The sequence below is a fragment of the Maribacter aestuarii genome, assembly GCF_027474845.2.
Classification (GTDB): Bacteria; Bacteroidota; Bacteroidia; order Flavobacteriales; family Flavobacteriaceae; genus Maribacter; species Maribacter aestuarii.
On the sequence record NZ_CP107031.2, the window covers coordinates 2,258,441 to 2,271,371 of the forward strand.

13 protein-coding genes are annotated in these 12,931 nt (G+C 39.2%); 5 read left to right on the forward strand and 8 right to left on the reverse strand.

What is annotated here, in order from left to right:
- Nucleotides 1-4: 4 nt before the first annotated feature.
- The 5 genes from N8A89_RS10170 to N8A89_RS10190 form a co-directional block, all read right to left on the reverse strand.
- Nucleotides 5-2,302 carry an FdhF/YdeP family oxidoreductase gene (locus tag N8A89_RS10170; protein ID WP_289644269.1) on the reverse strand — a complete coding sequence of 766 codons (2,298 nt, stop codon included), beginning with the start codon at nucleotides 2,300-2,302 and terminating at the stop codon, nucleotides 5-7.
- Nucleotides 2,303-2,662: 360 nt separating this feature from the next.
- On the reverse strand, nucleotides 2,663-3,034 hold the full coding sequence (locus tag N8A89_RS10175; RefSeq protein WP_347343922.1) for a DUF7009 family protein: 372 nt from the start codon (nucleotides 3,032-3,034) through the stop codon (nucleotides 2,663-2,665).
- Nucleotides 3,021-3,614: a precorrin-2 dehydrogenase/sirohydrochlorin ferrochelatase family protein gene (locus N8A89_RS10180; RefSeq protein ID WP_289644270.1), complete on the reverse strand. Its 594-nt coding sequence runs from the start codon at nucleotides 3,612-3,614 to the stop codon at nucleotides 3,021-3,023. The genes N8A89_RS10175 and N8A89_RS10180 overlap by 14 nt, the downstream gene beginning before the upstream one ends.
- A 70-nt stretch (nucleotides 3,615-3,684) precedes the next feature.
- Nucleotides 3,685-4,761, reverse strand: coding sequence for a phosphotransferase enzyme family protein (locus N8A89_RS10185; RefSeq protein WP_289644271.1), 1,077 nt, complete (start codon nucleotides 4,759-4,761; stop codon nucleotides 3,685-3,687).
- Nucleotides 4,752-5,636, reverse strand: coding sequence for a nucleotidyltransferase family protein (locus tag N8A89_RS10190; RefSeq protein WP_281542172.1), 885 nt, complete (start codon nucleotides 5,634-5,636; stop codon nucleotides 4,752-4,754). Before N8A89_RS10190 ends, N8A89_RS10185 begins: the two co-directional genes overlap by 10 nt.
- A 140-nt stretch (nucleotides 5,637-5,776) precedes the next feature.
- On the opposite strand from N8A89_RS10190, the gene N8A89_RS10195 reads away from it, so the two are divergent.
- Nucleotides 5,777-7,129, forward strand: a complete 1,353-nt coding sequence (locus tag N8A89_RS10195) for a Gfo/Idh/MocA family protein (RefSeq protein ID WP_281542173.1) — start codon at nucleotides 5,777-5,779, stop codon at nucleotides 7,127-7,129.
- Nucleotides 7,130-7,141: 12 nt separating this feature from the next.
- Here the strand turns inward: N8A89_RS10195 and N8A89_RS10200 are convergent, their stop codons facing one another.
- Nucleotides 7,142-8,533, reverse strand: coding sequence for a Gfo/Idh/MocA family protein (locus N8A89_RS10200; RefSeq protein WP_289644272.1), 1,392 nt, complete (start codon nucleotides 8,531-8,533; stop codon nucleotides 7,142-7,144).
- Nucleotides 8,534-8,749: 216 nt separating this feature from the next.
- Between N8A89_RS10200 and hemN the strand changes: the two genes are divergently transcribed.
- From hemN to N8A89_RS10220, 4 genes are all read left to right on the forward strand, one after another.
- Complete coding sequence (gene hemN / locus N8A89_RS10205; protein ID WP_281542174.1) at nucleotides 8,750-10,111, forward strand: oxygen-independent coproporphyrinogen III oxidase; 1,362 nt, start codon at nucleotides 8,750-8,752, stop codon at nucleotides 10,109-10,111.
- 25 nt (nucleotides 10,112-10,136) lie between these two features.
- Nucleotides 10,137-10,958, forward strand: a complete 822-nt coding sequence (locus tag N8A89_RS10210) for a universal stress protein (protein WP_281542175.1) — start codon at nucleotides 10,137-10,139, stop codon at nucleotides 10,956-10,958.
- A gap of 131 nt (nucleotides 10,959-11,089) precedes the next feature.
- Nucleotides 11,090-11,548, forward strand: coding sequence for a COG2426 family protein (locus N8A89_RS10215; RefSeq protein WP_289644273.1), 459 nt, complete (start codon nucleotides 11,090-11,092; stop codon nucleotides 11,546-11,548).
- 91 nt (nucleotides 11,549-11,639) lie between these two features.
- Nucleotides 11,640-11,981, forward strand: a complete 342-nt coding sequence (locus tag N8A89_RS10220; RefSeq protein WP_281542176.1) for a pyruvate kinase — start codon at nucleotides 11,640-11,642, stop codon at nucleotides 11,979-11,981.
- Nucleotides 11,982-11,986: 5 nt separating this feature from the next.
- Here N8A89_RS10220 and N8A89_RS10225 read toward each other — a convergent pair whose 3' ends face one another.
- Nucleotides 11,987-12,388: a group III truncated hemoglobin gene (locus tag N8A89_RS10225; protein ID WP_281542177.1), complete on the reverse strand. Its 402-nt coding sequence runs from the start codon at nucleotides 12,386-12,388 to the stop codon at nucleotides 11,987-11,989.
- 42 nt (nucleotides 12,389-12,430) lie between these two features.
- Entirely contained in the window at nucleotides 12,431-12,928 is a 498-nt protein-coding gene (locus tag N8A89_RS10230; RefSeq protein WP_281543372.1) for a GTP-binding protein, read from the reverse strand.
- Nucleotides 12,929-12,931: the final 3 nt, after the last annotated feature.

A 12,931-nucleotide genomic window follows, 5' to 3' on the forward strand; every position in this document is an offset into this window, starting at 1 on the left:
TCTTTTATTGTTTTACTAACCTAACTTTAATCGACTTGCTAATAGGGGTCTTGCTACGGTCCGCAAAATGATTATAGGGTACAATTACATTGGTTTCGGGAAAATAAGAAGCTAAATTTCCTGATGGAATGTTATAGGGTACAATTTTAAATCGGTGCGCTGTCCTTGTGATACCATCGTAGGTGCTGGTAATATCAACGATATCCAATTTTTCAAAACTTCGAGCTTTCATATCGAGGGGGTTCATAAAAATCACCCTTCTCGCATTGTAAACACCACGATAACGATCGTTCAATCCATAAATGGTGGTATTGAATTGGTCGTGCGACCTTATGGTCATCAGCATATACTCATCCTTTTTCAGGTTGTGATCCGGCAATTTGTTGATACTAAATTGAGCCTTACCGTTGGGCAGCATACTAAAATCAAGTTCTCGTACATTGTTGGGTAGGTAGTACCCCGAGCCTTTTGAACGTTCCTTGGTATTTTCAAAGCCTTTGGCCACATTGTCAATTTGACTTCGGATGAGTTCATAGTCGGTACCAAGGGCTTGCCAATCCATTGCATGGTCATCGCCGAAATAAGCTCGTCCTATATTGGCAATGATTTCGGGCTCGCTCATAATGGTCGATGCCGCTGGCTTTAATAATCCTCTGGACTGTCTTATCCTCCCCATACTATTTTCAACTGTAAAATGGCGTAATTTTCCATTTTTCATGTCTTTTTCCGAGCGCCCTATAGTGGGTAGAATCAATGCTGTTTTCCCTGTAATTAGATGGGTTCGATTTAATTTAGTACTAATCTGAACCGTTAAATCACAATTTTGGATGCCTTTTGCCGTGTATTCGGTATCTGAAGCGGCCATCAGAAAATTTCCTCCTAGGCACATAAAAATCTTGGCTTTTCCCTCGTACATGGCTTTCATAGAACCCACAACATCTACCCCCTCATGGTCGGGCGGCGTAAAGCCCAAATATTCTTCAATACGTTCGTTCATCTCCTTGTCCACAAAATGTTGGATGCCTACACTACGGTCACCCTGAACATTACTGTGCCCACGAACGGGACAAGTACCTGCATTTGGTTTTCCAATAGCTCCTTTTAAGAGCAAAAGATTTACGAACTCACGTATATTTTCCACCCCATTTTTATGTTGCGTAAGTCCCATGGCCCAACAGATGATGATTTTCGATTTGTTCGCCAACAATTTAACCGTCTCATCAATTTTATCTTCGGATACTCCCGAGCGGCGAAGTAGATCGCTGGAGTCACAATTTTTTAAATCATTTAGAAGCGCTTCGTAGCCTTCGGTATAGGTTTCAATAAATTCATGGTCAAATACGTCTTTCGAAGCTTCATCCGAGGCGACCAATTTCTTTAAAATCAGTTTGATTAATGGGATGTCCTGATTGATGTTGACCGGTAAGTGGATATCGGCCATGTCCTCTCCAGAACCTAGCCAACCTTTTACCTTCTGTGGGTTCTTAAAATTGACCAATCCTGATTCCTCCAGCGGATTAATACTGATTACCTTGCCTCCGTTCTGTTTGCATTTTTCGAGCGCAGAAAGCATTCTAGGATGGTTCGTGCCCGGATTTTGGCCAGCAATAATAATGACCTCGGCCTCATAAAGATCCTCAAGTGTGGTGGAACCTTTGCCAATGCCTAAGGTCTCACCCAGTGCTACACCGCTACTCTCATGGCACATATTAGAACAATCGGGTAGATTGTTCGTACCCAAGGCACGTGCAAACATACCGTAAAGAAATGCAGCTTCATTGCTGGACCTGCCCGAGGTATAAAAGATGGCCTCATCAGGATTATTTAATTTTTTCAGTTCGGAAGCGATAAGCTCAAAGGAATCTTCCCAAGAAATGGGTTCATAGTGCACTTTGCCAGGTCTTAAGACCATGGGCTCAATCAAACGGCCAAATTTGTTGAGTTCAAAATCGCTTAATCGCGATAGCTCTTCCACGGAATTTTTTTCAAAGAAAGTAGCTCCTATATGACTTGTAGTTGCTTCATCCCCAAGGGCTTTTGCTCCATTTTCACAATACTCAGCAACTGGCGAAGGATGCTCTGGATCAGGCCACGCACAACTGGGACAATCAAATCCATCTTTCTGGTTCATGTCTAAGAGTGCCCTCATAGAGCGCAGCACACCCATCTCCTTGAACGTGTGCTTAAGGGCCTCACGTACTCCAAGAAAACCTGCTGCGTGTGTAATAGGGTCTTTCAGCTCTATGTCAAGAAAATCTTCCGATCCCCTAAAAGATACATCACGTTGTTTTTCTGAATCCATAGCTTAAACTTACAGATTCTTACCTTAAATATTGAACTTGTTCTTCAAAAAAAGTATCCTATTAAATTTTAAGTTCCAATTCAATTTGATAATCCATTAAGTTGGTATAATTAACCTACTAGTCTTTATCATCAGAATTTTAAATGGAAGTAAAATTTTTACGCGATACCACAGATTTACTGAAGCTCACCACAAAATGTGAGGGGTTTACATCAATTAATTTTAAATTTTCAACCTTACCTATACATTTATCATGTAATTAAAAACGAAGTATAATTTTTTCATTTTCATATAGTGTTCTCGTAAAAGAGTCTGGTCTTAATAAATCAGACTCTTTTTAGTTTTGAGATTTTGTTGGATTTAATTCAAGGCTTTGGGATTTGGATAGTTGTCGGATTGGTCTTCTACCGTTTCATCCATACAGACAAAATCCTTTTCGACTAACAAATCTAGTTGATTTCCAGAGTTCAAAACCAAAGTATGTGAAAACCCCACTTTGTTACTAGCCCTCCAATTTTCAACAAAACTTTTTGGAAAAAATAGGGTTATCGTATTGTTCGAAAAATTGGCCTCTAAATTGTTAATTCCTTCTTCTGCCTTGAGTACATACGACAAGGTATTACCGTCAAATTCTGTTATCTCTTTATTAATTCCGGTTTTTGAAAACCCTTCTACCTCAGATTTGGTTAGTCTGTAGCGAATGGAGTTACCCTTAATCCTAATCTTCATCATTTTGTTTTTTTGTGACTAATCCTTTAGTGAACTCATTCAGCGTTTCTACCTTTTCCTCAAAATCTCCTTTGATGGTTTTTCTGTATTCGTTAAGATTCTTTACAAGGTCATCTATATTTTCAGGTATAACATCCTCAAAAAATTGGCGTAAACGTTTTGCGGTAGTGGGTGATTTTCCATTAGTGGAAATGGCGACTTTCACATTGCCCTTTGTTACAATTCCTCCCATATAAAAGTCACAAAAAGGCGGATTGTCCGCCACATTTACCAGAATGTTCCTTTCCCTACAGTCTTTATAGATCAGTTCATTAATAGTAACGTCATCCGTTGTTGCCACAACCATATGTTGGCCCTTCAAATATTTATAATGATAGGAATCTTTAATCATTTCAACTTTGAACTTCTTTGCCAAGGCTATGGTATCCCCTCTAAACATTGGAGAAACCATTTTTACCTGTGCATTAGGGCTGGATTTTAGTAAAAAAGCGAGTTTCTCCAAGGCAACATGGCCACCCCCTACAATCAACGTTTGAAGGTTGGATACTTTTAAAAAAATAGGGTATAATTCGTTGCTTTCCATTGCGCGCTTCGTACTGTATTATAAATATAATTCTTATTAAGCATTTGCCGGGAAAAGGGAACGGCCAAATCTAATTTGAAAAAGAATCTTGTATCACCTTTTCCATAAAAGGCATATTGTTCTGTGCTTTTTGAGCAAAATCAAAAAGACTTAAACAGCGATCTAGGTTTTGATTTTCATAGGTTACCTTGTAATAGCGGTTGTCGTTCAAATAATCGGTTAAGGCCCGAAGGCCATGAATAAAGGGCATAAAAACCGCTCCTAGGGGTAAGGACCTCAATTCTTCTTGTGACAGAAAGGAACCATTACTGGCAAGTCCGTTTACGAAAGCACTGAATAAATTTTTATCAAATATGATTTTTCCGTGGTCTTGTTCGTCCTCAGGAGCAGTGTTGGCGATGGTGCGGACGGCATCACCAAAATCATAAAAAAAATACCCCTTCATTATAGTATCCAAATCTATCAGACAGAGCGCCTTGCCAGTACTTGTAGAAAAAAGGATATTATTAAGTTTTGTGTCGTTATGACAAATACGAAATGGTAATTGATTAGTGTTAATTTCATTTAATTTGGTCAAGGTTCTATTCGCAAAATCAATTGCCTTCTCTGCACTTTCCGATTTGCTTTGTTTTGCCATACTTAAAGCTTCCTTAAACTCCTTTTCACGATGGGCCAAATCGTGAAAATTGGTAATGATGTCCCTGTATTCAGCCAAATCTTGATTTTGCAATAAAAGGTGGAATTTTCCGATAACACGACCTGCCTCAAAGGCGACCTGATTTTGGGTGCTGTTGTTGAACGTAGTGCTGTGGGGGATATAGCTCATAAGGCGCCAATATCCTTCTATTCCTTTTGTGAAATTATCACCTTCACGGGTAGGAATTAGATGAATTGCCATATAGTCCTCTGAAATCAATCTATTTAAGGCCTTAGACATATTGGCCATTAAAACATCGGTATTCTTAAAAACCAAATGATTAATACGCTGAAGAATATATAAGGGCCCACCAACATTGGACACTAAAAATGTATCGTTGATGTAACCCGCCGATAAGGCTTGAAATTGGAATTCATCATTGTCAATAGCAAAATACCTAAGGATTTTTTGAAGTTTACCTGAGGTATATTGACTATTGTTTAGTTCCATAAAGGAGAAATATATTGTCCTTTTTCAGTTTTGTCCTGAAGGCTTTTTACAGCTTTTTCCTTGTCGCTCGCATAAGTTACACCAAACCACTCACCTCCGGCCGGTATACATTTTACCTCGATTTCACCGTCTTGAAGCATCTCCTGAATTGTAAAAGGAAGGTAAAGCTCACTATTAGCTATCCGGTTTTCGTCTTTTAAAAAAAGCCTGAACTCAGATTCTATCTTATCAAAAATGGAGGGTCTGCAAACCCAGAAATTCATGCTCGCCTGCTCATCTCCTGTAAATTCCAGGCCCGTATCCTCGTCTTTGATTATCTCTCCTTTTTGAACCAATTTTATGCGTTCTTGTACCGAGATCAAATCCTCGCCTTTTACCTTGCAAACGCCTCTTGAAACAGATCCATGCTCGGATAAGGTGTCCTTTAAGGTATATCCCAATAACGCATATGCACTATCGTTTAGACTAGAGCTCATGAAAGTTGCCGCATTTTCATAAGCGGACTGCCCATAAAAATCATCAGCATTTATAACAACAAACGGTCCGTTAATTACATCCCTAGCGGTCCAAACCGCATGAGCCGTTCCCCATGGTTTTTTACGTTCTCCATTGAACGTAACTCCTTCCGGCAAATCTGTAAGTTCCTGTGCTAAAACGTTCAAGGTAATATTTTCTGGAAGTCTCTTTTTTAGATAATCGTTTAGAAAAGAAACATTCTCCGCTTTCGTAATGACCACTATTTGTTTAAAACCATTTTTAAGGGCATCGTAAATAGCGAATTCCATTAAGAACTCCCCATTGGGGCCAAGTTGATCAAATTGCTTTAGTTTACCGTATCTGCTACCGCTTCCCGCAGCCATTAAAAGTAGTGTCATTGTTTTTGTTTTACGGCGCAAAAATAGGGAATGTCATTAAAAAGCGCCGAGAAATGTAAATTATCCTCCTTTAAAATTGTTATATTTTCCTTTATTCTATAAGTTTTTTTATAATTTCCTTTCAAAATCAACATTTTAATATGGGTACCAGAAGAAGTTTTATAAGGAATACATCTTTGGCAAGTGCTGGATTATTCGCCGTTCCTAGTTTTGCTACTAAAATATACAGTCCTGCGGATAAACTTAATGTCGCCTTAATCGGTGTAGGATTAAGAGGGACAAATCACTTGGAAAATCTCTTGTTGCGGAAAGACATAAACGTTACTGCCATCTGCGATACGGACCCAACAAGGATAACAATAGCCAAAGATTTGATTAACAAATCAGGAGGTAAGGTACCGCAACTTTTTGGAGATAACCCTTATGATTATAGAAACCTTTTGGAGCTTAAGGAAGTAGACGCAGTTATTATTGCCACTCCGTGGTTATGGCACACTCGTATGGCGGTAGATGCAATGAAGGCCGGAAAATATGCTGGAGTTGAAGTCTCCGCTTCAAATACTTTGGAGGAATGTTGGGACTTGGTAAATACGCATGAGGCCACGGGTTCCCATTTGATGATTTTGGAGAACGTAAATTACCGAAGGGATATCCTAGCCGTATTGAATATGGTAAAACAAAATGTATTTGGAGAACTAGTTCATTTTAGATGTGGCTACCAGCATGATTTACGTCACGTAAAATTCAATGATGGCAAAACAGCTTACGGAAAAGGAGCGGAATTTGGGGAGAAAGGAATATCTGAAGCGAGATGGAGAACTGAACATTCCGTAAAACGAAACGCTGATGTTTACCCGACCCATGGTCTTGGTCCTGTAGCCGTAATGGCGGATATTAATAGGGGCAACCGTTTTATGTCGCTTACTTCCCACGCAACAAAGGCCATAGGATTACACAATTATATCGTAGATGTCGGAGGAAAGGACCATCCAAATGCAAAAGTGAGGTTTAAACAAGGCGATGTTATCACTACAACCATTGACACGGCCAATGGCGAAACGATAATCATAACTCATGATTGTAATTTGCCTAGGCCCTATTCCTTGGGTTTTAGGGTACAGGGAGCGAACGGTTTATGGGAGGTAGATGGAAACAGGATTTATGTTGAAGGACAATCTGAACCGCACCAATGGGACGAGGCGACCGCATGGTTGGATAGGTATGACCATCCACTTTGGAAAAAGTACGGGGAATATGCCTTGGATGCAGGACATGGAGGAATGGATTTCTTTGTATTGAACTCTTTTGTGGAATCTGCCAAGGAGAATTTAGTTCCCCCTATGGATGCTTACGATGCAGCTGCCTGGAGTGCCGTTACCCCGCTGTCCGAAGCATCCATTGACAATAACGGGGAACCACAGGATTTTCCGGATTTTACAAGAGGCATGTGGATTAAAAGGGACCCGTACAAATGGATGAAGGAAACCTATTAGCGAAAACTGATTTTAAATCAATTTCATAAGCTCCGGATCCCAATCCACAGGACGCTTTTTATAGTAACTTTCGTTGGCAAGTAACGCCGCTCCGGCAGCCCGTAAACCAAAAGTTGGGTCCTGTACTACTTTTCCGTTAGTGCGAATTGCGGTAAAAAAGTTATTGAAGTGATCATAGTGGCCACCCTTATAATCTCTTGGAGCCTCCCAAGTGGTGGTGCCGGTGCTTAAACTAGAAGCCCTAGACTCTAAATTTTTAGCGTCGTATTCATTTCGTATTTTCTCTTGCGTTTCTTCCGTAAAGGCAACCATGGAATAGCCGCCTGGAACCATCCCAAGTTTAGACCGTGTTAGTTTCACATAGTTTTGACCAATCTCCATCTCTCCCTCCGTACCTACCAGCTTAAATCCACCACCACCTCCGCTACCGGCAATAAAGTTGATGCGAAACGCTGCATTAAAAGCCGCATGTGTGTCAGTTTTGGGGTAATCATACAAGGTAATAGTCACGTCGGGCACATCTCGCCCATCGTTCCAATAGCGAAGACCGCCTGTAGTCAAAGCCCTGTTAGGGCCATTCGAGCTTATGATATGGTTAAGGGTGGAAAATGCGTGAACGAACAAATCTCCCGCAACTCCGGTTCCATAATCTTTATAGTTCCTCCAACGGAAAAAACGCTTCAATTCATAAGGTGTTTTAGGAGCATTACCCAAAAAGGTATCAAAATCAACGGTATTTGGATTGGCATCTGGCGGTATGGGATACTGCCAAGCACCTTCTGCGGAATACCTATCATTATACATATCCAACATTACAACATCCCCAATGGCTCCTTCTTCGTAGAGTTGTTTTGCTTTTTCATTACCAAGAGATGACATGCCTTGGCTTCCTACCTGCATAATTCTTCCACTCTCTTTCTGGGCTTTGATAAGCGCATCACCTTCTTCAAATTTCTGAATCATCGGTTTTTCACAATACACATGTTTGCCAGCTCCTAAAGCTTCAATCGCAATTTTTTGGTGCCAATGGTCGGGAGTGGCGATAATTATGGCGTCAATATCTTTTCGCTCTAAAATTTTCCGGTAATCCCTGGTAACCATTACGTCGTTGCCCCATAGTTCCTTGGCACGTTCCAGCCTTCCCAGGTAAAGATCACAAGCAGCGACCAATTTTACTCCATTGACTCCTAGTGCCGCCTGCGTGTCATATATTCCTTGAATACCCGAGCCTATTAATGCGAGATTGATTTGGTCGTTAAAAGAAAATTGGTGGTGACTGTAATCGCGTGATAAAATTATTTTTTCATCGAACGATGATGCAAGTACGAGCGGGGCTGTTGTCATTGCCGCAGAACCTAAGGTTGCCTTTTTAAGGAAGGATCTCCTGGAATTATTTTTTTTCATGCTCTGAAATTAATTGGATGGATTTATGAACTAAGATGACTAAAAATAAGGATTTTCTTAACAGTCTATGCGCTTAACCAATTTATAAGAGTGTATTTCTGATTGGGCAAACTATTGTTTACGTACCATTTGGTTGAATGAAGTATCAAAGCTGACATTTGTCATAGTTTGTGATAGGGTGTGATTATAGCTTTGTGATAAATCCAAAGAAAATCTATGTGCGGTCTTATACAAAAGTACAATATACCAGGGCCAAGATATACCAGTTACCCCACAGTCCCATACTGGGATATACATTCTTTTTCCGGTAAAAAATGGGAAGGGTCGGTGAGGAAAAGCTTTGAGGAGTCCAATCCAAATGAAGGAATAAGCCTTTATATTCATTTGCCATTTTGCGAAAGCATGTGTACGTTTTGTGGTTGCCATAAGCGCATTACCAAAAGGCATGATGTCGAGTTGCCTTATATACAATCCCTGCTAAAAGAATGGTCACTTTATTGTAACCTTTTTGCGGAACGTCCAATCATAAAAGAATTACACTTGGGCGGAGGTACACCCACTTTCTTTAGTCCGGAAAACTTAAAAATATTGATAAAGGGTATTTTTAAAAAAGCGGACAAGGCTGGTGAATATGAGTTTAGTTTTGAAGGTCATCCCAATAATACGACTAGGATTCATTTACAAACCTTATTCGATTTAGGCTTTAAGCGGGTTAGCTTTGGGGTACAAGATTACAATAAGACGGTTCAACAAGCCATTCACAGGGTACAACCTTATGAGAATGTAAAAAATGTGACGCATTGGGCACGTGAAATAGGCTATACCTCCATTGGTCATGATATTATTTTTGGTCTGCCGCATCAAACGGTGGAGCATGTGACCGAAACAATTATGAAAACCAAGGCCTTAATGCCAGACAGGCTTGCTTTTTATAGTTATGCACATGTCCCCTGGTTGAAAGGAAATGGTCAAAGAGGATTTAAAGATGCTGACCTTCCCAATGCTGAAGTTAAACGCAAACAGTATGAGGCGGGAAAGATTCTCTTAAATGAAGTGGGGTATAAAGAGGTAGGCATGGATCATTTTGCACTGACAAAGGACAATCTGTATAAAACCTTTGAAACAGGCGGCTTGCACAGAAACTTTATGGGCTATACGGCATCCAAAACACAACTTATGTTAGGTTTGGGCGCTTCCAGCATAAGTGATAGTTGGTACGGCTTTGCGCAGAACGTAAAAGGTTTGGAAGAATATCAACATCTGGTCCAAAATAATATTATTCCCATTTTTAGAGGGCATATGTTAACTAGGGAAGATGAAATTGTGAGAAGACACATATTAAATTTAATGTGCCAGATGGAAACTTCTTGGACAACTGAAGAAACGCATTTCGAGGCTTTACCCCAGGTTCTTGAAAGGTTACAGGAAATGCAACGAGACGGTTTACTGGCTCTTACTCAAAATGACCTTATAGTTACCGAAAAGGGGAGGGCTTTTGTACGTAACATCTGTATGGCCTTTGATTTAAAGTTACATCGGAAAACTCCGGAAACCCGTTTATTTTCAATGACTGTTTAGCACTAATAACCCTAAAAAATAGATTATGAAAAGTATCATTGTTCCAGTAGATTTTTCAAGTCAGTCCGAATATGCCTTTCAAGTTGCGGCATCGATTGCCAAAAAACAAAATGCAACCATATATGTACTTCATATGTTGGAACTAAACCAGGCGATTGTCTCCTCCAATGTAGAGTTACATCCAGAGCAAATGGTTTTTTTCATAAAATTGGCCGAAAAACGTCTGTCCGAATTTATGGACAAGCCTTACCTAAAAGGTGTTAATTTGGTTCCTATAATTAAGCATTTTAAAGTATTCAGTGAAATTAGTGAGGTTGCCCAAGAGCACAGTGCCGATTTGATTGTAATGGGAAGCCACGGTACCGAGGGACTTAAGGAGATTTTTGTAGGTTCCAATACCGAGAGGGTAGTAAGAAATTCCAGTGTTCCTGTTCTGGTGATAAAAAATAGGATAGAGGATTTTAACCCTAGGCAAATGGTTTTTGCTTGCGACTTAAAAGAAGAAAATATTAATGCCTTCCAAAAAGCACATTCTATCGCAGCTATATTTTCCGCCAAATTAAAACTAGTATACGTAAACACTCCTGGAGACGATTTTATGGCGACATCCGAAATTCAGAAAAAAATGGACGCCTTTAGACAAGCGGTAGGCTCTGATCTATCCATAGCTATCTACAATGATTATTCGATTGAAAGAGGGGTATTGAATTATGCTGAAGAGAGTAAAGCCGATGTTATTGGTATGCCTACGCATGGCCGTAAAGGCTTATCTCATTTCTTTATGGGAAGTATTGGGGAGGACGTAGCTAATCATTCCGAAATACCGGTAATCACATTTAAAATATAAATCCGTAATATTTGCTTTTAGACGGATTTCTAAGAGAGGCGTAATAGCCTCTTTTTTAATGATTATTTATGATTTTATAAAGGGTTTATCCGCTATCGTAGTTTAGGTTTGCAAATTCTAAAATCTAGATTTTGATTAAGGATTTGATTATAGCCGTACTTTGGAGTGTTTCGCCTTTTGGAGAAGCAAAAGTAGGTATCCCATATGGAATTCTTAATGGAGTAAATATCTACATCGTTTTTATAGCCTGTTTCTTAGCCAACTTACTGGTTTTTCCTATAATGCTATTTTTTTTAAAGCATATTAATAAGATTCTTTTAAGATGGGTTTTTTATAAAAAATCCGCTATCTACATTGCGAGAAGAGCTAAAGTTGGGTCAGGCGAAAAAATAAAGAAATATGGTTTCTATGGTCTTATTTTTTTTGTAATGCTGCCTATACCTGGTACCGGAGTTTATGCCGGAAGTATTGCCAGTTACCTTTTCAATATGGAAAAAAAGAAAGCTTTTATGGCTAATGCGGTTGGTATTTTTCTATCATCTCTCATAGTCTGGGGCACTACGTTGCTGACCATGAACGGTGTAGGGTAAATATTTTTTTCAATAAATTTTGTGAACAAGTAAAGCGAAATATTATTTTTTAAATAGTACTTGGACTTTAGTTTTATAGATTTTTTGAAATATGGAAAAACTAGAGGTTGGAGATAAAATGTACAATGTTGTACAGGACGGTTTTGATGATTTTGCAAGATATTCGTTCTCCGAGGTAGTAAAACTAACTGAAACTCTTGCTGTTTTAAAAAATGGTATCCGCTTAATCAATAAGCCAAAACCTTCCTATATTATGGAGGATATCGGATATTCCGTCTCGCGAAAAAAGGGTACTCACTGGCACAAGGTCTCTTTACAGGCTATTAGAAATGCACAAATTGAAAATGAAAAAATTAAGGTGCATAATTGGTTTGAGGAAAAGGAGTTTAGTTTAGAAGAAAAAAGTACTATCTACGAACTGTTGGCGAAGTAGATTTTTTACCGTCCTTGTTCACGTTCTTCAAAGATTTTAAGAAACAACATCGTACTCACCTTTTGGGCCCTGTTTTTGGCAATCCATGCTGTTTCTCCTTCAAAAAGATCATCGATGGTCTCAAACCATAAATTTAACCAAAGCCCAAAATGTTCTGAAGTAACGGTGTGATTCATTTTCTTATCTACTTCTTGGTGCACGACCACTGGATTTCCGATGTATTTCCTTTTCAAGAATAACTGGGTTTCCCAAAAATCGGAAAGCACAATAAAGTGAGATTCCCAATCAGCGATAATACTGTTGAAAATTGGTCCAAGAACTTTATCTTTTCTGACTTTTGAATAAAAGGTCCTAACCAAAAGATTTATGTCTTCCCTATTTTTAATAGCAGACTTCTTTTCCTTCAAATTTTTAAGGTCTATTTCAAGTTAGTGAAAAAAAGCAACGAATCAATGGTTTGATATAGTCTCTATCATAAAGTTATACAAAGCTCTCATTTGAGGTTCTCCCTTCTTCTTTCCAATACGCCCAAAGAAATAGAGTGCAAACCAGAGAACCACTAAAAATCCCATTAAGCCGAGTTGAAGACCATAGGGTTTGTTTAAGGCCCAACTCGAATAAGCCCAAATTCCTAGTACAATGAAAATGGTGGCTACACCAAAATGCAGAAAGATGAAAAAAGTCCATAGGGTTGGATTAGGTCCAAACAGACCGTAAAGCTTGGCTCCTTTGCCATCATCCAATTCGTTAATTTCCAAATGGAGCTGAGGTGACCAGAAATGGATGTCGTGTGGATTCAATTTAATGAATACATGGTCATCGATACGTTTTATAACAAAAGAGTGATTTAGAGATACCTCAAACAACGCTAGTATTTTCTCCTTGTCGTGAGGCAATTCCAATTGAAATCTTGGTCTTAGGACAATATCATTGGACAGTACCTTCATCAC